Here is a 22,379-nt window from a genome sequence, read left to right as displayed (position 1 = left end):
GGCTCAGGTGATCGTGTGCACCGGTTCCGTGTCGGGGATCGGTGACGAATCCCGACCGCGCAGGTCGGGGAACCACCGTACGCACGCGGCCGCGACGAGGAGCCCGGCGGCGGCGAAGATCGCCGCGGCTAGGTACGCGCCCTGCGGGCCGACGCCGTCGATGAGGAACCCCGCCACGGCCGAGCCGACGGCGGCGCCGATGAGCTGACCGGTGCCGATCCAGCCGTACGCCTCGGCGGTCTCGCTGAACTTCACGCTCGCCGAGGTGATGGCGAACATCACCGCCAGCGCAGGCGCGATGCCGATGCCGGCGACCAGCAGCGACCCGCCCAGCCACCAGGCGTTCAGCGAGAAGATCGTCGCGGCGAGGCCGACCGTCACGATGGCGAACCGGCGCGCCATGGCCCAGCGGCCGATCGGGATGTGCCCGAACGACAAACCGCCGGCGAGGCTGCCGACCGCGAACACCGCCAGGACGATGCCGGACTCGAGCCCGCCGTGGCCGAAGGACGCCACCACGCCGGCCTCTACTGCCGAGCAGGCTCCGATCAGGAGGAAGCCGGTGACGGTGGCGAGCATCACCGGCGGCTTCAGCAGCACCCGGCCGAGGCCGCGACGACTGCGCGGGATGCGGACGCGCCCGAGCTCGGGCGACAGGATGAACCACGCGCCGCCGCCGATGAGGATGACCACGATCAGCAGCAGGCCCGGAACGGTGCCGGCCTGGAGCGCGACGAAGGTGATGAGTACCGGCGCGATGATCCAGATGATCTCCTGCAGCGACGCGTCGAGCGAGAACAGCGGTGTGAGCTGACGCGAGGTCACCATCTTGGGGTAGATCGTCCGCACGGCCGACTGCACAGGGGGAGTGGAGAGGCCGGCGAGCAGTCCGAGCACCATGTACAGCGGCAGCGGAAGGGTGAGCAGCGCCAGCAGTGCGATGGTGGCCGCGCACACGGCGAGGGTGAGGGTCAGCACGCGACGCATGCCCCACACGCCCATCCACCGGCTCGTCACGGGTCCCGCGATCGCCTGTCCGACTGAGGTGGCCGCCAGGACCAGACCGGCGGCCCCGTAGGACCCGGTCACGTGCTCGATGTGAAGCAGGATGGCGAGGCTCGTCATCCCGTTCGGAAAGCGCGCGGTCAACTGTGCGGCGATGATGCGCGCGACACCGGGTGTGCGCAGCAGTTCTCCGTATCCCGCCACCCCTCAACGGTAGCGATTCCCGGCGACCTCCGCCGACACGCCGCGACACGCCGGGCCGGCGCGATCGGGGCCGGATCCGATGTCTGTGGGTCGCCGTAGCGTCCTGCCTGTGGACAGCCGCCGATCGTCGTGCCGGGAACCGCGGAATCACGCCTCGCACGGGCCTCGTCGACACGCCGCGGACTGTGGATGAATCGGTGGAGAAGATGTGTTGTACCTGGGGAGAGCGGTGCAAAACTACAGACTTGTAACTACTACCCCTTGTGGTGCCCCCCGATGTCGGCACCCATATGTAGTATTGGACTCCCGGCGGGAACTCAGCCGGAGATGCGTAAGAAGCGAAGGGAAACCACACTCGACATGGCGATCACGGTCTACACCAAGCCCTCCTGCGTGCAGTGCAACGCGACGTACCGTGCGCTGGACTCCAAGGGCATCGAATACAACGTCCTGGACCTCTCCGAGGACCCGGCCGCACTCGAGCGCGTGAAGTCGCTCGGCTACCTGCAGGCCCCCGTCGTCATCACCGACGAGGACCACTGGTCGGGCTTCCGTCCCGACAAGATCGACGAGCTCGCCGCGCGCTTCGCGTAATCCCATGAGCACGGCGGTCGCAACGCGGGCGCCCCTGCTCGTGTACTTCTCGAGCGTCTCCGGCAACACCGCACGTTTCGTCGACAAGCTGGGCCTGCCGGCGCTCCGCATCCCGCTTCATCCCTCGCCGACGCCCCTCGTCGTGACGGAGCCCTTCGTGCTCGTGACCCCCACCTACGGCGGGGGCCAGGGGCGCGGCGAGGAGAAGGGCGCGGTGCCCAAGCAGGTCGTGCGCTTTCTGAACGACGTGCGCAACCGCACCCAGCTGCGTGGGGTCATCTCCACCGGCAACACGAACTTCGGCGAGTCCTACTGCCTCGCCGGCGAGATCATCAGCCGCAAGTGCTCCGTGCCGCACTTGGACAAGGTGGAACTGTTCGGCACGCCAGAAGACGTCGAGCGCGTCAGCGCAGGATTGGAACGATGGTGGAATCAGCACTGGAAACGGCCTTGACCGAGAACGACTTCAAGGTCGATCTGCGGTTCGAGGGTCTCGACTACCACGCCCTCAACGCGATGCTCAATCTCTACGGTGCGGACGGCAAGATCCAGTTCGACGCCGACAAGCGCGCGGCGCGGGAGTACTTCCTGCAGCACGTGAACCAGAACACCGTGTTCTTCCACTCGCTCAAGGAGCGCCTCGACTACCTGGTCGAGAAGGAGTACTACGAGCCCGCGGTCATCGAGAAGTACTCGCTCGAGTTCATCCAGAAGCTCAACGACTTCGCCTACGGCAAGAAGTTCCGCTTCGAGACCTTCCTGGGCGCGTTCAAGTACTACACGAGCTACACGCTGAAGACCTTCGACGGCAAGCGCTACCTCGAGCGCTTCGAAGACCGCGTCGTCATGACGGCGCTCGGCCTGGCCGACGGCGATGAGGCACTCGCGATGCAGATCGTCGACGAGGTCATCTCGGGCCGCTTCCAGCCCGCCACCCCGACCTTCCTGAACACCGGCAAGGCGCAGCGCGGCGAGCTCGTCTCCTGCTTCCTGCTGCGCATCGAAGACAACATGGAGTCGATCGCCCGCGGCATCAACTCCGCGCTGCAGCTGTCCAAGCGCGGCGGCGGCGTGGCTCTGCTGCTGTCGAACATCCGCGAGGCCGGCGCCCCGATCAAGCAGATCGAGAACCAGTCCTCGGGCATCATCCCCGTCATGAAGCTCCTCGAAGACAGCTTCAGCTACGCCAACCAGCTGGGTGCGCGTCAGGGCGCCGGTGCCGTGTACCTCTCGGCGCACCACCCCGACATCCTCAAGTTCCTCGACACCAAGCGTGAGAACGCCGACGAGAAGATCCGCATCAAGACGCTCTCGCTCGGCGTCGTCATCCCCGACATCACCTTCGAGCTCGCCCGCAACGGCGAGGACATGTACCTGTTCTCGCCGTACGACGTCGAGAAGGTGTACGGCGTCCCGTTCGGTGACATCTCCGTCACCGAGAAGTACCGCGAGATGGTCGACGACGCGCGTATCAAGAAGACGAAGATCAACGCGCGAGAGTTCTTCCAGACCCTCGCCGAGATCCAGTTCGAGTCGGGCTACCCGTACATCATGTTCGAGGACACGGTGAACAAGGCCAACCCGATCAAGGGTCGGATCAACATGTCGAACCTGTGCTCGGAGATCCTGCAGGTCAACACCCCGACGACCTACAACGAGGACCTGTCGTACAGCCAGATCGGCAAGGACATCTCGTGCAACCTCGGCTCGATGAACATCGCCCTGGCGATGGACGGCAAGGACCTCGCGCAGACCGTCGAGACCAGCATCCGCGCCCTCACCGCGGTCAGCGACCAGAGCCACATCGCCTCGGTGCGCTCGATCGAGGACGGCAACGACCGGTCGCACGCCATCGGCCTGGGGCAGATGAACCTGCACGGCTACCTCGCCCGCGAGCACGTCCACTACGGCTCCGAAGAGGGCATCGACTTCACGAACATCTACTTCTACACGGTGCTGTTCCACGCCCTCCAGGCGTCGAACAAGATCGCGATCGAGCGGAAGTCGGCGTTCGAGGGCTTCGCTGACTCGACCTACGCGTCGGGGGAGTTCTTCGACAAGTACATCGAGCAGGAGTGGATGCCGCAGACCGACAAGGTGAAGGGTCTGTTCGACGGCATCCACATCCCCACGCAGGACGACTGGCGCGAGCTGAAGGCATCGATCCAGCAGCACGGCATCTACAACCAGAACCTGCAGGCGGTGCCGCCGACCGGCTCGATCTCGTACATCAACAACTCGACGTCGTCGATCCACCCGATCGCGTCGAAGATCGAGATCCGCAAGGAAGGCAAGCTCGGCCGCGTGTACTACCCGGCGCCGTTCATGACGAACGACAATCTCGAGTACTACGAGGACGCGTACGAGATCGGCTACGAGAAGGTCATCGACACCTACGCCGCTGCGACCCAGCACGTCGACCAGGGCCTGTCGCTCACGCTGTTCTTCAAGGACACCGCGACCACGCGCGACATCAACAAGGCTCAGATCTACGCCTGGCGCAAGGGCATCAAGACGATCTACTACATCCGCCTGCGGCAGATGGCGCTCGAGGGCACCGATATGTCCGAGTGCGTCAGCTGCATGCTGTGACGGATGCCGGAACCCGAACCAGGAACTGAAGCGACATGACCCCTGAACCGCTCAAGCTCGTCGACCACGTGCAGGCGATCAACTGGAACCGCATCCAGGACGACAAGGACCTCGAGGTCTGGAACCGTCTGGTGAACAACTTCTGGCTGCCCGAGAAGGTGCCGCTGTCGAACGACATCCAGTCGTGGAACACGCTGACACCCGACGAGCAGACCCTCACCATGCGCGTGTTCACGGGGCTCACGCTCCTCGACACGATCCAAGGCACCGTCGGCGCCGTCTCGCTCATCCCTGACGCGATCACCCCGCACGAGGAGGCCGTCTACACGAACATCGCGTTCATGGAGTCGGTTCACGCCAAGAGCTACTCGTCGATCTTCTCGACGCTCGCCTCGACGCCCGAGATCGACGACGCGTTCCGCTGGTCGGTCGAGAACCCGAACCTTCAGAAGAAGGCCTCGATCGTCATGGACTACTACCGTGGCGACGAGCCGCTCAAGCGCAAGGTCGCCTCGACCCTGCTCGAGTCGTTCCTCTTCTACTCGGGGTTCTACCTGCCGCTGCACTGGTCGGCGAAGGCGAAGCTCACGAACACCGCCGACATCATCCGCCTCATCATCCGTGACGAGGCCGTGCACGGCTACTACATCGGCTACAAGTTCCAGAAGGGCATGGAGAAGCTCACCCAGTCCGAGCGCGACGAGATCAAGGACTACACGTTCTCGCTGCTCTACGAGCTCTACGACAACGAGGTGCAGTACACGCAGGACCTCTACGACGCCGTCGGCCTGACCGAGGACGTCAAGAAGTTCCTGCACTACAACGCCAACAAGGCGCTGATGAACCTCGGCTTCGAGGCGATGTTCCCCGCCACGGTCACGAACGTGAACCCGGCGATCCTGTCGGCCCTGTCGCCGAACGCCGACGAGAACCATGACTTCTTCAGCGGATCGGGCTCGTCGTACGTCATCGGCAAGGCCGAGGCCACCGAAGACGAGGACTGGGACTTCTGAAAATGCCTGACCGTAGCTGACATCGTCAACCCGGCTACGATCTGCTAGCCCTCGGTGCAACGCTCCCTAGGAGCGTCGCGCCGGGGGCTTGCCCATGTTCTGCCCGCATTCGTGCGGGAGGACGTGATGACACGGCCAGCGAGTCACGGATCGTCAACGTGGCCGATGCCGAGTCCCGAGCGGAAGCGATGGGACGTCGCACGCGCCGCATCTCGCATTGACGCCCACTGCCGCACGCCGTATTGTTGCGAGGCTGCGCGAATCCGCACAGCATCACCGGAGGAACGGCATGACCACGCGCAACGAGCGCCTGATCGCAGCGGACCTGGACCAGTTCCAGCTCCGTTTCGAGCCGTACCCTCCGGTGCGAGACGTCTGACACCGCCACTGTCAGAACGCCCCGCACCGCACAGGTCCGGGGCGTTCGTGTGTTCCTCTCCATGCGCCCGTTCCCGGACCGCCATCACCAGGAAAGGAACCATGGAGAAGCTCTCGAACAGGCTGCTGTCGTGGGCGAGCATCATCGATGAGAAGACTCTCGATCAGGCTCGCACCGCGTCGGGCATGCCGTTCATCCACCCGCATCTGGCGCTCATGCCGGACGCGCACCTCGGCAAGGGGGCGACCGTCGGGTCGGTCATCCCGACGCTCGGGGCGATCATGCCGGCCGCCGTCGGCGTCGACATGGGGTGCGGCATGATCGCCGTCCGCACGCAGTTCACGAAGTCTCAGTTGATCGGCCGTGACCTGGGCTCACTGCGCGAGCAGATCGAGCGGGCGATCCCGCTGTCGGCGGGTCGGGACAACCGCAAGGTCGTCGCGACGGCCGAACCGCGCATCGCCGAGCTGGAGGAGCTCGCCGAGAAGAACGAGTTCGACCCCGCGCAGTACGCCGGGCACTGGCGGAACCAGCTGGGGTCGCTCGGATCGGGAAACCACTTCATCGAGGTCTCGGTCGACGAGACCGACGCGGTGTGGATGTTCCTGCACTCGGGCTCGCGGGGCGTGGGCAACAAGATCGCGACGCACCACATCGGGGTCGCTCAGCGGCTCGCGAAGCGATGGTGGATCGACCTCCCCGACCCCGACTTGGCCTACCTCGTCGAGGGCACGGAAGAGTTCCGGCGCTACATCCGCGAGCTTCGGTGGGCGCAGCACTTCGCGCTCCTCAACCGTGAGGAGATGATGGACCGGGTGGCTCGGCAGCTCTCCGAGACGATGGGCGCCGACGTCGAAGAGCTCGAGCGCATCAACTGCCACCACAACTTCACCGAGAGCGAGAAGCACTTCGGCAAGCAGGTGTGGGTGTCGCGGAAGGGCGCGATCCAGGCGGATGCGGGCCGGCCCGGCCTCATCCCGGGGTCGATGGGCACGGCGTCGTACGTCGTGTCGGGGCTCGGAAACCCGCTGTCGCTCAACTCGTCGCCGCACGGAGCGGGGCGGGAGTACTCGCGGTCGGCGGCACGCCGGACCTTCACTCACGACGAGCTGCGGGCGGCGATGGTCGGCATCGAGTTCCGTGACACGGATGCCTTCATCGATGAGATCCCGCAGGCCTACAAGCCGATCGACCGGGTGATGGAGGATGCCGCCGACCTCGTCGAGGTGCGGCACACGCTCCGCCAGCTAGTGAACGTGAAGGGCGACTGACCCGCCTCCCCATCGGAGGAGAAAAGCATGTCGGAGGGTGGCTTCCAGGAGACCACCCTCCGACATGCAGATGCTCTCCGGTCAGGCGTCGCCCTGGCCGATGTCGGCGGCCTCGGCCACGGCAGTCTCGTGCGGGCGGCCGAGGTGTGCGAGGGTGCGCCCGGCGAAGGCGAGGATCGCGATCGCGACGATGAGCGCGGCGACGCCGAGCCAGTACGGCGCGCTGGGGGCGAGTGCGGCCGCAAGGGGGCCGGCGACGGCGGGGGCGATCGCACCGCCGATGAAGCGCACGCCCGAGTAGGTGCCGCTCGCGACGTTCCGCGGCAGGTCGGTCGCCTCCATGACGGCCTCCGTCAGCGCCGTGTTCAGCACACCGAGGAACAGGCCCGCCACGATGACGGTCACGATCAGCACCGTGGCGCTGTCGATCCCGATCGCGAGCACGGCCTCGGCGACGGCGAGCAGTCCGAGCATCGTGAACAGGACCGGCCGCAGGCCCCATCGACGAGTCAGCACGGGAGCTACGAGCACCGAGGTGAGCGCGACGGCGAGTCCCCAGCCGAAGAAGACGAGTCCGAGCTCGTGTGCGCCGAACGTCATCCCGGCCTCAGCCGCCGCCGACTCGATCGGGTACGGGCTGTAGGCGAGCAGCACGAAGAACGCGACGTTGTAGAAGAACGCCGTGAGCGACAGGGTCAGCAGCGCGGGGTTGCGCAGCGCACGGAACGACGCGAGGAACGACACCTTCGCCGGCGCCGCGGAGCCGGCTGCGGGCGCGGGGGATCGGAAGACCACAAGGATCGCCAGCAGAGCGATCGCCATGAGCGCTGCCGTGCCGAAGAAGGGTCCGCGCCACGACAGCTCGCCGAGTGCGCCGCCCAGGAGCGGTCCGACTGCGAGACCGATGCCGAGGGATGCCTCATAGAGCACGACCGCCTGGCGGCTGCCGCCGCTCGCGGCTCCGACGATGGCCGCCAGCGCCGTCGCAATGAACAGGGCGTTGCCGATACCCCAGCCCGCCCGGAATCCGATGATCTCGACGACCCCGCCCGACAGCCCGGCGGCCGCAGCGAACACCACGATGAGGGCGAGCCCGAGCAGCAGGGTCGTCTTGACCCCGAGCCGCGACGACACCCAGCTCGCGAACAGCATGACGATGCCGGTGATGAAGAGGTAGCTGGTGAACAGCAGCATGGTCTCGGACGGTGTCGCGTCGAGCTCGCGGCTGATCGCCGGGAGGATCGGGTCGACCAGGCCGATGCCCATGAACGACACCGTGCAGGCGAAGGCGATCGCCCATACCGCGACGGGCTGTCGCCAGATCGACGCCTTCGCGGTCTCGGCTGTCGTCTTCGTCCGGTCGTCGGCCGACCGCTCTGTCTTCGTTGCGCTGGTCACGCGCACCTTCCTCTCTGTGGTGGTCATCCCAGTTCCGGCTCCTCGAGCAGCGCGGCGAGCAGCTCGGCGGCGCGCGCGAGTGTCGACCGGTCGGCGGCACTGAGCCGCGCCCAGGCGGGTCCTGTCACCTCGAGGGCCTGCGAGCGGAACGCCTCGAACTGACGCCGCCCCTCATCGGTGATCGACACGAGGGAGGCCCGCCCGTCTTCGGGGTCGGGTGCGCGCTCCACGAGCCCCTCCGCGTCCATCCGACGCACGAGCGTCGTCATGGTGGGCTGGCTCACGCGCTGCCAGTCGGCGAGGTCGCTGACCCGGGTGGGGCCGAGCTCGTCGAGGGCGGCCAGGGCACGCCACGTGCCGGCGGCCGCAGCCGTCTCGACCCTGCGGGCGACAGCTCGGTTGAACCGGCTCGACGCCGACATCAGGCGGATGGGGGAGTCGGGCAACTGCATAGATTGACTATACAACATGCATAGGTCAGCTATCTAAAACAAGACCGGCGCCGCATCCGCTCCGAACATGACGATGCCCCCGGCATCCTTCTCGCGAGAAAGGATGCCGGGGGCATTCGAGGGGCGTCAGCGGCCGCCGTTGATCAGCCCGAGCCATTGACCGAACGGCTTCTCGCCGCGGATGTCGGTGTGCTGCTCGTTCTGTTCGTCCTGCGTGATCATGTCGATCCTCCCCGCCTCGTGCTTGGCTCCCATTGTGATCTCCCGCGCGGGTCGACGACGGGTCCTTGACGAACCTCGATCGACGCGTTACGCATGCGACACAGCACCGCTCGGCCTGATCACCCGCACAGAACGCGCGCCGCCTCCTACAATCGAGGTCGTGTCGGAAACCACTGTCCCCACGCGCGAACCCCGCTTCAGCCCGGTCATCGCGCTCATCGCCGTCTCGGCGTCGTGGGAGGGGCGGCTCTCGGCCGCGCTGCGAGACCTCGGTCTCTCCACACGCAAGTTCGGTCTGCTCGGACACATCGGCTCCGAGCCGGGCATCTCGTTCTCGGAGCTCGCGCGCCGCTCGCACATCACGGTGCAGTCCGCCCATACGGCGGTGCGGACGCTCGTCGACGAGGGCCTCGTCGCCGACGGCACCGCGCACGCCGGCTCGGCCTCCGACCTCCGGATCACGGAGAAGGGCCTGTCCGTCATGGAGCAGGCCCACCAGCGGCTGCTCGAGCTCGACTCCACGCTGAGCGACAACATGCCCAACCTGGCCGCCTCGATGGACGGCATCCGCGCAGGAATCGTCTGAACCCGCCGGATAGGGTTCGGGTGTGTTCCGTTCCCCGCTGACCGCCTTCCGCTCGCTCGCGATCGCGGAGGCGATCTCGTGGACCCTGCTCATCCTCGGACTCGTCGTACGTGCGCTGTTCGAGCTCCCTGTCGCGGTCACGATCGGGGGCGGCATCCACGGCTTCGTCTTCCTCTGCTACGGAGCCACGGCCGTGCTCGTCGCCTGGAACAACCGCTGGAGGCTCGTCCCGACCCTGTGCGCGCTGGGGGCGGCGGTGATCCCGTATGCGACCGTGCCGACGGAGATGATCCTGCGCCGCCGCGGTCTCCTCGCCGGTCAGTGGCGCATCGAGGCGACCGACGACCCGCGGGACGCACGGGCGCTCGACCGATTCCTCCGCTGGTTCGTGCGGCGTCCGGCGGTGCTCGCTGTGATCCTCGCCGTCGGGATCATCGCCGCCTACGTCGTACTCCTGGTGATCGGCCCGCCCGGACGGGCGTAGCGTGGTCGGATGCCGCGCATCGTCGCCCGCTTCGCCCTCGCCGCTCTGCTGATCGCGGCCGGCGCCGCTCACCTCACGGTGCTCCGGCGCGGTTATCGCATCGCGGTCCCCGACTGGGCGACACGTCTGCTGCGCACCGACAAGGACATGATCGTCGTCGCGAGCGGTGCGGTGGAGATCGTGCTGGGTTCAGCCCTGGTCGCTCTCCCGCGCGAGCGCCCTCGCGTCGGCGCCGCCATCGCCGCCTTCTTCGTCGCGATCTTCCCGGGCAACGTCCATCAGTGGCGCACCCGAGCGACGGCACCCGGGCTCGACACCGACCGGCGCCGGTTGGCGCGGCTGTTCCTGCAGCCCGTGCTCGTGGCGTGGGCGTGCTGGGTCGGCGGCGGCGGTGCCGTCGGCCGGCGCGCACACGGGCGATAGCGGCGCAACAGACGGACACGGAATTTCTCGCCGCGCCCGGGTGTTTGGTTGCCTGTCATGGTGAGCACATCCGCGTCCGCGTCCGCAGTTTCCGACTATTCGGCCTGGGCCGAGTCACGCCGTGCGGCGGTGACGGCCCCGCAGGGGTCCCTCGCGCTGGTGCTGACGAACTGGTCGCCTCCGGGCGAGCCCGCCGTCGAGGAGCGCGTCGCGCGGGCGGGTCATCCGATCGACGCGCTGTTCACCCGGCTGCAGCGGACCGACATCGACACGGGTCTGCCGCAGGAGGGTTACCGGATCTGGCGGCAGGACTCCCCGGCGAACGAGGCCTTCGAAGACATCGAGCGCTACGACTACGATCCCGCGTGGGTCGTCGAGGGCCGATTCGAGCTGGTGGACGAGGACCGCGTCGTGCCGTTCGAGCACATCAAGGACGGCGGTGCGACCCGCGGGCTCCCCGTCTCGGGCGACCTGGTGTTCGAGGTCGACGGGTCCGAGTACCGCCTCGCGGCGTTCGACACCAACTACGGGGGCCCGAAGCTGCACCTCGTCTTCGGTGACCGCACCAACGGCGCCGAGACCTACGGCGCGGGACGCTTCCTCTTCCTCGATCACCCCGGCGCGACGGGCGATCTCGCCCCCGGCGACAGCATCCCGGTGACGGTCGATTTCAACCGCGCGGTCGTCCCGCCGTGCGGCTTCTCGAACCAGATGAACTGCCCCCTGCCCCCCGTGCAGAACCGCCTCCCCTTCCCCCTGCGTGCGGGGGAGAAGACCGTGCGCTTCGCCGGAGACTTCGCGCTGTAGTCTGCCCCGGCCCCCACGCCCCTCCGGTACGACGGATCGCCCGCACCTCGATCCGCCCTCCACCCCCACACACAGCAAAGGAAAACCCGTGACCTCACGCGGCTTCTCCCGGCTCCTCGCTGCCACCGCGGCAGCGACGGCCGGTCTTCTCGTCCTCGCCGGCTGCGCCGGCTCCGCCGATCCCGACGACGGGACGGGAGCCGGCGACCCCACCGCCGAGGTGGTGGTGGGGTCGCAGAACGAGCCCACCAACCTCGATCAGATCTTCGGCGGCTCCTCGGGCGTGACCGAGGTCTTCACCGGCAACGTCTACGAGGGCCTGTTCCGCATCACGGACGACGCGCAGGTCGAGCCGCTGCTCGCATCCGACACGACCGTGTCGGCCGACGGGCTCGTCTACACGTTCACCCTCGAGGACGCCACGTTCCACTCGGGCAAGGAGCTGACCGCCGACGACGTGAAGTACAGCCTCGAGCGCTTCGTCGGCGACGAGTCGATCGCCGCGCGCAAGCGTCAGCTGAGCGTGATCGAATCCGTCGCCGCCGTCGACGACAAGACGGTGGAGGTCACGCTGTCGCAGCCGTCCATCAGCTTCACCTACAACCTCGGCTACGTGTGGATCGTCAACGAGGATGCCGGTGACCTGACCGCCGCGGCAGACGGCACCGGCCCGTACGCGCTGGGCGATTATCGCAAGGGCGACTCGATCACGTTGGATGTGAACGAGGACTACTGGGGTGATGCGCCCGCGAACGGCGGCGTGGTCTACCAGTACTACGCCGACCCGACCGCGCTCAACAACGCTCTCACCACCGGTGCCGTCGACCTCGTCACGAGCCAGTCGAACCCCGACAGCATCGCCGAGTTCGAGGCCGCCGGCTTCCAGATCATCGAGGGCACCTCGACGACCAAGGAGCTCCTGGCGTTCAATGATCGCGTCGCGCCTTTCGACGACGTGCGCGTTCGCAAGGCGATCTACTCCGCGATCGACCGGGAGAAGCTCCTCGACGCCATCTGGGATGGACGTGGCGAGCTCATCGGATCGATGGTGCCCCCGTCCGAGCCGTGGTACCTCGACCTGGCCGACAACAACCCGTACGACCCCGAGCTGTCGGAGCAGCTGCTCGCCGAGGCCGGTCAGTCGGGCGGGTTCGCCTTCACGGTGGACACCCCCGATTCGGGTGTGCACTCGACCGTCGCGGAGTTCCTCAAGTCCGAGCTCGCCAAGGTCGGCATCACGGTGAACATCAACATCATCACCGACGACGAGTGGTACCAGAAGGTCTACACCGAGAACAACTTCGAGGCGACCCTCCAGGGCCACGTCAACGACCGTGACATCAACTTCTACGGCAACCCCGACTTCTACTGGGGCTACGACAACGCCGACGTCCAGACCTGGCTCGCCGAGTCCGAGGCGGCATCGACGGTGGAGGAGCAGACCGAGCTGATCAAGCAGGCGAATCAGCAGATCTCGGATGATGCGGCCAGCGTCTGGCTCTACCTGAACCCGCAGCTGCGCGTCGCAGCCGAAGGTGTGTCGGGCGTGCCGAAGAATGGACTGAACTCGCTGTTCTACGTCTCCGACATCACGAAGGCCTGATCTTCATCACCCGGTATCTGATCCGACGGACAGGATTGCTGCTGCTGGCGTTCGCGCTGGCGGTGGTGATCCTGTTCGTCGTGCTGCGCGTCCTGGGCAACCCGGTGTTCGCTCTCATCTCGGTCGGGGCGACGGACGCTGAGATCGCCGCCGCTGCTGCGCGGCTCGGGGTCGACCGGCCCATCTTCGAGCAGTTCGTGTCGTACCTCGGCCAGCTGGTCAGCTTCGACCTGGGGCGATCGTTCACCAACAACCTCCCGGTCGGCGACGAGATCCTTCGCCGACTCAACGTCACGCTCCCGCTCACCCTCATCGCGTTCGCGCTGTCGGTGGTCATCGCCGTGCCGGTCGGTTTCGTCGCCGCGTGGAAGTCGCGCACGTGGTACGGCACCGCCTTCTCGGCCGTGTCGCAACTGGGCGGCGCGATCCCCGTCTTCTGGGTCGGGATCCTGCTCGTGGCGGTGTTCGCGCTCAGCTGGCGCGTGCTGCCGGCCGGCGGCTTCCCGCGCCGCGACTGGGAGGACCCGTCGGCGGCGCTGGTCTCGCTGACGCTCCCGGTTCTCACGATCGCTCTGGTGGCCGGCAGCGACCTCGCGCGATATGTCCGCAGCGCGACCCTCGACATCCTCGGCCAGCAGTACCTCCGCGCGGCGCGGGCCACCGGCCAGAGCTTCGCCACCGCGATCCGGCGACACGGGGTGCGCAACGCCGTCGTGCCGCTGATCTCGATCCTGGCGATCCAGCTGTCGACGACGTTCGTCGGTGCCGTCATCATCGAGCGGGTGTTCGCACTGCCCGGGCTGGGCGACATGCTGCTGGTCGGCATCAAAGAGCAGGACTTCCCGAGCGTGCAGGGCGTGCTGCTGTTCTCGACCGCCCTGGTGCTGCTGCTCGGCTTCGCCGCCGACATCCTCCAGCGCATCATCGACCCGCGGCTGCGCGACACCGTCTCGGGCAACCGCCGGGCGAGGGCGGCCGCATGAGTGCCACGACGCTGCCCGATACCGGCACCGCCCCGACACCCGCGACGCCCCGGACCCGGCGCCGCCGGTCGGTCAACCTGGCGGTGGGAGGAGTCCTCTTCGGCATCATCGCGGTCATCGGGCTCGTCTCGGTGTTCTGGACCCCGTACGCCTTCGACGACACGGGCGGTGGCCGGCTGCAGCCGCCCTCCGCCGACCACTGGGCCGGCACCGACAGGCTCGGCCGCGACCTCTTCACGCAGCTGATGATCGGCGCCCGTCTCGCGCTGGCGGTGGGATTCGGGTCGGTCGCGATCGCCGCGGTTATCGGAATCGGCCTCGGCCTCGCCGCCGCCGTCGCGCGCCGGTGGGTCGACGACGCGCTGACCAGCCTTCTCGACATCGCGATCGCCTTTCCCACCCTGCTTCTCGCGATGCTGATCGTGGCCTGGCGCGGCGCGTCACTCGAGTCCGCGATCCTCGCGATCGGCCTGGCCGGCGCCGCCGTGATCGCGCGGCTGACGCGCATCGCGGCCACGCGGGTGTTGGCCATGGACTACGTCACGGCGGCACGGACCTCGGGCACCGGCCGCGGCGGCGTGGTGTTCCAACATGTGCTGCGCAATGTCTGGCCGACGCTCGTCGTGCCGCTCGCGCTGCAGTTCGGCGGTGCGGTCGGCGCCGAGGCGTCCCTGTCGTACCTCGGCCTCGGTTCGCCGCCGCCCAACGCGTCGTGGGGCCGGATGCTCGAGGAGGCACAGAGCACCGTGCTGGTCGCTCCGACGGCCGCGGTCCTCCCGGGGATCCTGCTGGTGGCCTTCATCATCGGTGCCAACCTGCTGGCGGACGGCCTGCGCGACGTCGCCGACCCGACCACGAGGAGCATCCGATGACCGCCATCCTCACAGCCGACGGGCTCGGCGTACGCCTGGGAGACGGTCGCGCCCTGGTTCACGGCGTCGATGTCGAGCTGGCTGCGGGTGAGCGCCTGGGGATCATCGGGGAGTCGGGGTCGGGCAAGTCGCTCACCGCGCTGGCGCTCCTCGGACTGCTCGCGCACCCGCTCACCTCGTTCGGGTCGGCGACGATCGCCACGGGCGACGGACGGCTGCAGATCGTCGGGGCCGCTCCGCGTCGCTTGGACCGGGTGCGCGGGCGCACGATATCGGCGGTGTTCCAGGAGCCGCTGGCGTCGCTCGATCCCCTCATGCGCGTGGGTAAACAGGTGGCCTGGCCGCTCGCGGCGCATCGCGGCCTGCGCGGCGATGCGCTGCGCAGCGCGGTGGTCGCGGCTCTCGCCGACGTGCAGCTGCCCGATCCGGAACGCATCGCACGCTCGTTCATCCACGAGATCTCGGGCGGCCAGCGTCAGCGTGTGGCGATCGCGCTCGCACTCGCCGCGGGGCCGAGCATCCTCATCGCCGATGAGCCGACCACTGCCCTGGATGTCACCGTGCAGGCGGGGATCATCGAGCTCCTGCAGCGCGAGGTCTCCGACCGCGGGATGACCTTGATCTTCATCAGCCACGATCTGCCGGTGGTGGCGCAAGTCGCCGACCGCGTGCTGGTGATGCGCGACGGCGAGCAGGTGGAGCTGGGCGCGACCGCGCGCCTGCTCCGGTCACCGCAGCACGAGTACACCGCGCAGCTGGTCGCCGCCTCCCGCGCGCTGGATGACTTCCTGCCTCCGGCGCCGGCCGGCGCCACGCGCGCGTCGACAGACCAGGGGGAGACCCGATGAGCGCGATCGACGCACCGCTGCTGGCGATGGAGGGCGCCGACTTCTCGTATGCACGTGGCCCCGCCGTCTTGCACGGCGTCTCGTTGTCGATCGGGGCGGGGGAGACTCTGGGACTCGTCGGTGAATCCGGCGCGGGGAAGACCTCGGTCCTGCGGCTCCTGCTCGGGCTCGCGGAGCCGACGGGAGGGCGCGTGCTGTTCGAGGGCGCGTCGCTGCGGACATCCGACCGCTCTCAGGTGCGGGCGCTGCGACGTGCCGTGCAACCGGTGTACCAGGATCCGTTCTCCTCGCTCGACCCGAGGATGACCGTCGGCGCTTCCATCGCCGAGCCGCTGCGCTCGCTCGGAATCACCCGCGAACGCGAGACGATCCGCCGGCGAGTCGACGAGCTGCTCACCGCGGTCGATCTGACACCGGATGCCGCCGAGCGCTACCCCGACGCGTTCTCGGGCGGGCAGCGTCAGCGAATCGCCATCGCCCGTGCTCTCGCCCCGCGACCGCGCCTGATCCTCGCCGACGAACCGGTCAGTGCCCTCGACACGTCGGTGAGGATGCACGTCATCGAGCTGTTCCGCCGTCTCGCCGCCGAGCAGGGCATCGGGATGCTGCTGGTCTCACACGACCTGACGATCGTCTCGGCGCTGTGCGCGCGGATGACGGTGCTGCGTGATGGGCGAGTCGTCGAGGAGGGGCCGACCGCCCGGCTCCTCTCGGCACCGCGGCACGACTACACCGCGCGCCTGGTGGCGTCGGTGCCCCGTCTTCCCGCGTGACGACGGGGATCTCGGGGGTCCGCGGCGGGCGCGACACGCCCGGGATGTCGACCCGCTTTGCCACCTCGGCCCCAGCCGCGTAACTTATTACTCGTTCGCCCCACAGGGAAGAGCGAGAGGGCCGAAAGGTCCCGCCTCCCTCAAGCGGAGAACAACCCGAAACAGATGCTTCCGAGCATCGCAGGTCCTCGATCTGCCACAGGGTCCGATCACACACCCCCGTCATCGATTCCTCGGTCCGCCGAAGGTCTGGATGACGAGGCCACGTGGTCGGGTATGGTTGTGAAGTTGCCCTCTGGGCTGGCTGTGAGGTCAGTTGGGGGAGCGTCCGATCCTTGAGAACTCAACAGCGTGCACTTGTCAAATGCCAAATAACCTCGTCTCCACTTCGGTGGGGTGAGATTCCTTTGGATCAAAGACCTTCCTTCGGGGAGGCAATGGATAGTCAGCAATGATTTATCTCTTTGGTCAGCATCAAACTCGCTGCTCCGGTCTTTTTCCGATCGGGGTCAGCAATTTTTCTTTACGGAGAGTTTGATCCTGGCTCAGGATGAACGCTGGCGGCGTGCTTAACACATGCAAGTCGAACGGTGAAGCAGAGCTTGCTCTGTGGATCAGTGGCGAACGGGTGAGTAACACGTGAGCAATCTGCCCCTGACTCTGGGATAAGCGCTGGAAACGGCGTCTAATACCGGATACGAGCTGCGAAGGCATCTTCAGCAGTTGGAAAGAATTTCGGTCAGGGATGAGCTCGCGGCCTATCAGCTTGTTGGTGAGGTAATGGCTCACCAAGGCGTCGACGGGTAGCCGGCCTGAGAGGGTGACCGGCCACACTGGGACTGAGACACGGCCCAGACTCCTACGGGAGGCAGCAGTGGGGAATATTGCACAATGGGCGGAAGCCTGATGCAGCAACGCCGCGTGAGGGATGACGGCCTTCGGGTTGTAAACCTCTTTTAGCAGGGAAGAAGCGAAAGTGACGGTACCTGCAGAAAAAGCGCCGGCTAACTACGTGCCAGCAGCCGCGGTAATACGTAGGGCGCAAGCGTTATCCGGAATTATTGGGCGTAAAGAGCTCGTAGGCGGTCTGTCGCGTCTGCTGTGAAATCCCGAGGCTCAACCTCGGGTCTGCAGTGGGTACGGGCAGACTAGAGTGCGGTAGGGGAGATTGGAATTCCTGGTGTAGCGGTGGAATGCGCAGATATCAGGAGGAACACCGATGGCGAAGGCAGATCTCTGGGCCGTAACTGACGCTGAGGAGCGAAAGGGTGGGGAGCAAACAGGCTTAGATACCCTGGTAGTCCACCCCGTAAACGTTGGGAACTAGTTGTGGGGTCCATTCCACGGATTCCGTGACGCAGCTAACGCATTAAGTTCCCCGCCTGGGGAGTACGGCCGCAAGGCTAAAACTCAAAGGAATTGACGGGGACCCGCACAAGCGGCGGAGCATGCGGATTAATTCGATGCAACGCGAAGAACCTTACCAAGGCTTGACATATACGAGAACGGGCTAGAAATAGTCAACTCTTTGGACACTCGTAAACAGGTGGTGCATGGTTGTCGTCAGCTCGTGTCGTGAGATGTTGGGTTAAGTCCCGCAACGAGCGCAACCCTCGTTCTATGTTGCCAGCACGTAATGGTGGGAACTCATGGGATACTGCCGGGGTCAACTCGGAGGAAGGTGGGGATGACGTCAAATCATCATGCCCCTTATGTCTTGGGCTTCACGCATGCTACAATGGCCGGTACAAAGGGCTGCAATACCGTGAGGTGGAGCGAATCCCAAAAAGCCGGTCCCAGTTCGGATTGAGGTCTGCAACTCGACCTCATGAAGTCGGAGTCGCTAGTAATCGCAGATCAGCAACGCTGCGGTGAATACGTTCCCGGGTCTTGTACACACCGCCCGTCAAGTCATGAAAGTCGGTAACACCTGAAGCCGGTGGCCCAACCCTTGTGGAGGGAGCCGTCGAAGGTGGGATCGGTAATTAGGACTAAGTCGTAACAAGGTAGCCGTACCGGAAGGTGCGGCTGGATCACCTCCTTTCTAAGGAGCATCTGAAGTCTTCGGACTTCCAGAACCCAGTTCGAAGGCACATGTTCTTCGCTGGGAGCTCATGGGTGGAACATTTGACATGGTGCGAAGGATGAGGTTCTTCTCTAGTACGCCGCTTGCGGTGGGAACGGGGAGGGTTTCGGGTGTCGCACCTGCACGCTGTTGGGTCCTGAGGGACCGGATGAGAGTCCGCAACCTCTGGGCCTTTTCTTCATGCTGCTGGTCGGTGTGGGGGGAGGGTACCGCCCGTACTTTGAGAACTACACAGTGGACGCGAGCATCTTCGATGCGACACCTTCGGGTGTTGTGTCGTGAAGATGATCTTAAAGATCATTAGTCAATTTTTTGACGATTCAACTCATGTGATTTCAAGTCTTTAAGAGCAAACGGTGGATGCCTTGGCATCTGGAGCCGAAGAAGGACGTAGCAATCTGCGATAAGCCTCGGGGAGTGGATAAGCACACTGTGATCCGAGGGTGTCCGAATGGGGAAACCCCGCTGGGCGGCGTGCCGACCTAGTGACTCCCGCCTGAATATATAGGGCGGGTAGAGGGAACGTGGGGAAGTGAAACATCTCAGTACCCACAGGAAGAGAAAGCAACCGCGATTCCGTTAGTAGTGGCGAGCGAAACCGGAACAGGCTAAACCTTGCGTGTGTGATAGCCGGCAGGCGTTGCACGTTGGGGGTTGTGGGACTTTTTTGATCATTCTGCCGAGTGGTCGACGTTACAAGAAGGTATAGACGAACAGGTTTGAATGCCTGGTCATAGAGGGTGCGAACCCCGTAGTCGAAATGCTTCTCTTGGCGTGAAGAGTATCCCAAGTAGCACGGGGCCCGAGAAATCCCGTGTGAATCTGTCAGGACCACCTGATAAGCCTAAATACTCCCAGATGACCGATAGCGGACAAGTACCGTGAGGGAAAGGTGAAAAGTACCCCGGGAGGGGAGTGAAATAGTACCTGAAACCGTTTGCTTACAAACCGTTGGAGCCTCCTTAGTAGGGGTGACAGCGTGCCTTTTGAAGAATGAGCCTGCGAGTTAGCGATACGTGGCGAGGTTAACCCGTGTGGGGTAGCCGTAGCGAAAGCGAGTCTGAATAGGGCGATTCAGTCGCGTGTCCTAGACCCGAAGCGAAGTGATCTATCCATGGCCAGGTTGAAGCGACGGTAAGACGTCGTGGAGGACCGAACCCACTTAGGTTGAAAACTGAGGGGATGAGCTGTGGATAGGGGTGAAAGGCCAATCAAACTTCGTGATAGCTGGTTCTCTCCGAAATGCATTTAGGTGCAGCGTTGCGTGTTTCTTGCCGGAGGTAGAGCTACTGGATGGCCGATGGGCCCTACAAGGTTACTGACGTCAGCCAAACTCCGAATGCCGGTAAGTGAGAGCGCAGCAGTGAGACTGTGGGGGATAAGCTTCATAGTCGAGAGGGAAACAACCCAGACCACCAACTAAGGTCCCAAAGCGCGTGCTAAGTGGGAAAGGATGTGGAGTTGCTTTGACAACCAGGAGGTTGGCTTAGAAGCAGCCACCCTTGAAAGAGTGCGTAATAGCTCACTGGTCAAGTGATTCCGCGCCGACAATGTAACGGGGCTCAAGCACGCCACCGAAGTTGTGGCATTAGCATTATTGGTAGGCCTTCGTGGTCCAGCCGTGTTGATGGGTAGGAGAGCGTCGTGTGGCCAGCGAAGCGGCGGTGTGAACCAGCCGTGGAGGCCACACGAGTGAGAATGCAGGCATGAGTAGCGAAAGACGTGTGAGAAACACGTCCTCCGAAAGACCAAGGGTTCCAGGGTCAAGCTAATCTTCCCTGGGTAAGTCGGGACCTAAGGCGAGGCCGACAGGCGTAGTCGATGGACAACGGGTTGATATTCCCGTACCGGCGAAGAACCGCCCAAGCTAATCCAGTGGTGCTAAGAGTCCTAACCCGGCTGAGTGGATCCCTTCGGGGTGATGCCGGCCGGTCTAACGCTCGAACCCATGCTGGTGCGGCTAGCGTATTAACAGGTGTGACGCAGGAAGGTAGCCCAACCCGGGCGATGGTTGTCCCGGGGCAAGTGCGTAGGCCGAGAGATAGGCAAATCCGTCTCTCACATAGGCTGAGACACGATGCGGATAAAAAGTGGGTGATCCTATGCTGCCGAGAAAAGCATCGACGCGAGGTTCTAGCTGCCCGTACCCCAAACCGACTCAGGTGGTCAGGTAGAGAATACCAAGGAGATCGAGAGAATCGTGGTTAAGGAACTCGGCAAAATGCCCCCGTAACTTCGGGAGAAGGGGGGCCTTCCACTTATTAGGATTTACTCCGAAAGGGTGTGGAGGCCGCAGAGACTAGTGGGTAGCGACTGTTTACTAAAAACACAGGTCCGTGCCAAGTCGCAAGACGATGTATACGGACTGACGCCTGCCCGGTGCTGGAAGGTTAAGAGGACCGGTTAGCCGCAAGGCGAAGCTGAGAATTTAAGCCCCAGTAAACGGCGGTGGTAACTATAACCATCCTAAGGTAGCGAAATTCCTTGTCGGGTAAGTTCCGACCTGCACGAATGGCGTAACGACTTCCCAACTGTCTCAACCGCGAACTCGGCGAAATTGCATTACGAGTAAAGATGCTCGTTACGCGCAGCAGGACGGAAAGACCCCGTGACCTTTACTATAGCTTGGTATTGGTGTTCGGTGTGGCTTGTGTAGGATAGGTGGGAGACTTTGAAGCGGTGACGCCAGTTACCGTGGAGTCATTGTTGAAATACCACTCTGGTCACTCTGGATATCTAACTTCGAACCGTAATCCGGTTCAGGGACAGTGCCTGGTGGGTAGTTTAACTGGGGCGGTTGCCTCCCAAAAAGTAACGGAGGCGCCCAAAGGTTCCCTCAACCTGGTTGGCAATCAGGTGGCGAGTGTAAGTGCACAAGGGAGCTTGACTGTGAGACTGACAGGTCGAGCAGGGACGAAAGTCGGGACTAGTGATCCGGCAGTGGCTTGTGGAAGCGCTGTCGCTCAACGGATAAAAGGTACCTCGGGGATAACAGGCTGATCTTGCCCAAGAGTCCATATCGACGGCATGGTTTGGCACCTCGATGTCGGCTCGTCGCATCCTGGGGCTGGAGTAGGTCCCAAGGGTTGGGCTGTTCGCCCATTAAAGCGGTACGCGAGCTGGGTTTAGAACGTCGTGAGACAGTTCGGTCCCTATCCGCTGCGCGCGTAGGAAATTTGAGAGGATCTGACCCTAGTACGAGAGGACCGGGTTGGACGAACCTCTGGTGTGCCAGTTGTTCCGCCAGGAGCACCGCTGGTTAGCTACGTTCGGGATGGATAACCGCTGAAAGCATCTAAGCGGGAAGCCGGCCTCAAGATGAGATTTCCATGCCTTCGGGCGAGAGGCTCCCAGCCAGACTACTGGGTTGATAGGCCGGATGTGGAAGCGTGGCAACACGTGAAGCTGACCGGTACTAATAAGCCGATGACTTGATAACACACCGTTTTTGGTGCTTGCGTCCACTGAGTGGTTCTCGATGTACGGTCGAGAACCGCATAACGAATTGATCGTTGTGCAGACTGAAACATCAATAGTGTTTCGGCGGCCATAGCGTGAGGGAAACGCCCGGTTACATTCCGAACCCGGAAGCTAAGCCTCACAGCGCCGATGGTACTGCAGGGGGGACCCTGTGGGAGAGTAGGACACCGCCGGACTTCTTTCGTGAAATGGCCACCCAACGCTGGGTGGCCATTTCTCGTTTCCGGGCGGGTGCGATGTCGATCGCACCCGCCCGTCGTCGTTCGATTTGACGGGTGCGCTCGTATCGTGTGCAATATATTGC

At 64.6% G+C, this 22,379-nt stretch carries 17 protein-coding genes and 3 rRNA genes; 17 read left to right on the top strand and 3 right to left on the bottom strand.

Annotated elements, in window-relative coordinates; genetic code table 11:
- Window positions 1-3: 3 nt before the first annotated feature.
- Window positions 4-1,209, bottom strand: coding sequence for an MFS transporter (locus tag HW566_RS02435; RefSeq protein ID WP_178010091.1), 1,206 nt, complete (start codon window positions 1,207-1,209; stop codon window positions 4-6).
- 360 nt (window positions 1,210-1,569) lie between these two features.
- Here HW566_RS02435 and nrdH point away from each other — a divergent pair, with 360 nt between their 5' ends.
- The 5 genes from nrdH (at window position 1,570) to HW566_RS02410 (ending at window position 7,058) form a co-directional block, all read left to right on the top strand.
- The gene (gene nrdH, locus HW566_RS02430; RefSeq protein WP_178010089.1) at window positions 1,570-1,803 is read left to right on the top strand and encodes a glutaredoxin-like protein NrdH; all 234 of its coding nucleotides are present in this window, start codon (window positions 1,570-1,572) and stop codon (window positions 1,801-1,803) included.
- Between the two features lie 4 nt (window positions 1,804-1,807).
- Window positions 1,808-2,257: a class Ib ribonucleoside-diphosphate reductase assembly flavoprotein NrdI gene (gene nrdI, locus HW566_RS02425; RefSeq protein WP_178010087.1), complete on the top strand. Its 450-nt coding sequence runs from the start codon at window positions 1,808-1,810 to the stop codon at window positions 2,255-2,257.
- Complete coding sequence (gene nrdE, locus HW566_RS02420) at window positions 2,227-4,395, top strand: class 1b ribonucleoside-diphosphate reductase subunit alpha (protein ID WP_178010086.1); 2,169 nt, start codon at window positions 2,227-2,229, stop codon at window positions 4,393-4,395. Before nrdI ends, nrdE begins: the two co-directional genes overlap by 31 nt.
- Before the next feature lie 35 nt (window positions 4,396-4,430).
- Window positions 4,431-5,408: a class 1b ribonucleoside-diphosphate reductase subunit beta gene (gene nrdF / locus HW566_RS02415; RefSeq protein ID WP_178010084.1), complete on the top strand. Its 978-nt coding sequence runs from the start codon at window positions 4,431-4,433 to the stop codon at window positions 5,406-5,408.
- 480 nt (window positions 5,409-5,888) lie between these two features.
- On the top strand, window positions 5,889-7,058 hold the full coding sequence (locus tag HW566_RS02410; RefSeq protein WP_178010082.1) for an RtcB family protein: 1,170 nt from the start codon (window positions 5,889-5,891) through the stop codon (window positions 7,056-7,058).
- A gap of 81 nt (window positions 7,059-7,139) precedes the next feature.
- Here the strand turns inward: HW566_RS02410 and HW566_RS02405 are convergent, their stop codons facing one another.
- Complete coding sequence (locus tag HW566_RS02405) at window positions 7,140-8,456, bottom strand: MFS transporter (RefSeq protein ID WP_256728834.1); 1,317 nt, start codon at window positions 8,454-8,456, stop codon at window positions 7,140-7,142.
- Between the two features lie 23 nt (window positions 8,457-8,479).
- Window positions 8,480-8,908, bottom strand: coding sequence for a MarR family winged helix-turn-helix transcriptional regulator (locus HW566_RS02400; RefSeq protein WP_178010078.1), 429 nt, complete (start codon window positions 8,906-8,908; stop codon window positions 8,480-8,482).
- Between the two features lie 382 nt (window positions 8,909-9,290).
- Here HW566_RS02400 and HW566_RS02395 point away from each other — a divergent pair, with 382 nt between their 5' ends.
- The 12 genes from HW566_RS02395 to rrf all read left to right on the top strand — a co-directional run bounded on the left by HW566_RS02395 (window position 9,291) and on the right by rrf (window position 22,251).
- The gene (locus HW566_RS02395) at window positions 9,291-9,716 is read left to right on the top strand and encodes a MarR family winged helix-turn-helix transcriptional regulator (protein WP_256728833.1); all 426 of its coding nucleotides are present in this window, start codon (window positions 9,291-9,293) and stop codon (window positions 9,714-9,716) included.
- 22 nt (window positions 9,717-9,738) lie between these two features.
- Window positions 9,739-10,200, top strand: coding sequence for a DUF3817 domain-containing protein (locus HW566_RS02390; RefSeq protein WP_178010075.1), 462 nt, complete (start codon window positions 9,739-9,741; stop codon window positions 10,198-10,200).
- A 9-nt stretch (window positions 10,201-10,209) separates the two neighbouring features.
- Window positions 10,210-10,623 (top strand): hypothetical protein, encoded by a 414-nt coding sequence (locus tag HW566_RS02385; protein WP_178010073.1) that lies wholly within the window; start codon window positions 10,210-10,212, stop codon window positions 10,621-10,623.
- A gap of 57 nt (window positions 10,624-10,680) precedes the next feature.
- Window positions 10,681-11,430: a DUF1684 domain-containing protein gene (locus tag HW566_RS02380; protein ID WP_178010071.1), complete on the top strand. Its 750-nt coding sequence runs from the start codon at window positions 10,681-10,683 to the stop codon at window positions 11,428-11,430.
- 88 nt (window positions 11,431-11,518) lie between these two features.
- The gene (locus tag HW566_RS02375) at window positions 11,519-13,033 is read left to right on the top strand and encodes an ABC transporter substrate-binding protein (protein ID WP_178010069.1); all 1,515 of its coding nucleotides are present in this window, start codon (window positions 11,519-11,521) and stop codon (window positions 13,031-13,033) included.
- Window positions 13,034-13,068: 35 nt separating this feature from the next.
- Window positions 13,069-14,016 (top strand): ABC transporter permease, encoded by a 948-nt coding sequence (locus HW566_RS02370; protein WP_256728830.1) that lies wholly within the window; start codon window positions 13,069-13,071, stop codon window positions 14,014-14,016.
- The gene (locus HW566_RS02365; protein ID WP_178010067.1) at window positions 14,013-14,888 is read left to right on the top strand and encodes an ABC transporter permease; all 876 of its coding nucleotides are present in this window, start codon (window positions 14,013-14,015) and stop codon (window positions 14,886-14,888) included. Before HW566_RS02370 ends, HW566_RS02365 begins: the two co-directional genes overlap by 4 nt.
- Complete coding sequence (locus HW566_RS02360) at window positions 14,885-15,736, top strand: ATP-binding cassette domain-containing protein (protein WP_178010066.1); 852 nt, start codon at window positions 14,885-14,887, stop codon at window positions 15,734-15,736. Before HW566_RS02365 ends, HW566_RS02360 begins: the two co-directional genes overlap by 4 nt.
- Window positions 15,733-16,509: an ABC transporter ATP-binding protein gene (locus HW566_RS02355; protein WP_178010064.1), complete on the top strand. Its 777-nt coding sequence runs from the start codon at window positions 15,733-15,735 to the stop codon at window positions 16,507-16,509. The genes HW566_RS02360 and HW566_RS02355 overlap by 4 nt, the downstream gene beginning before the upstream one ends.
- A 522-nt stretch (window positions 16,510-17,031) precedes the next feature.
- Window positions 17,032-18,553 (top strand): 16S ribosomal RNA (locus HW566_RS02350).
- Between the two features lie 375 nt (window positions 18,554-18,928).
- Window positions 18,929-22,034 (top strand): 23S ribosomal RNA (locus HW566_RS02345).
- 100 nt (window positions 22,035-22,134) lie between these two features.
- Window positions 22,135-22,251 (top strand): 5S ribosomal RNA (rrf, locus tag HW566_RS02340).
- The 16S, 23S and 5S rRNA genes sit together here, the layout of an rRNA operon.
- Window positions 22,252-22,379 lie beyond the last annotated feature (128 nt).

It is taken from the genome of Microbacterium oleivorans, from assembly GCF_013389665.1.
Lineage (GTDB): Bacteria > Actinomycetota > Actinomycetes > Actinomycetales > Microbacteriaceae > Microbacterium > Microbacterium oleivorans_C.
Note: the sequence above shows the minus strand (reverse complement) of the source record. Positions and strands in the feature narration are given on the sequence as shown.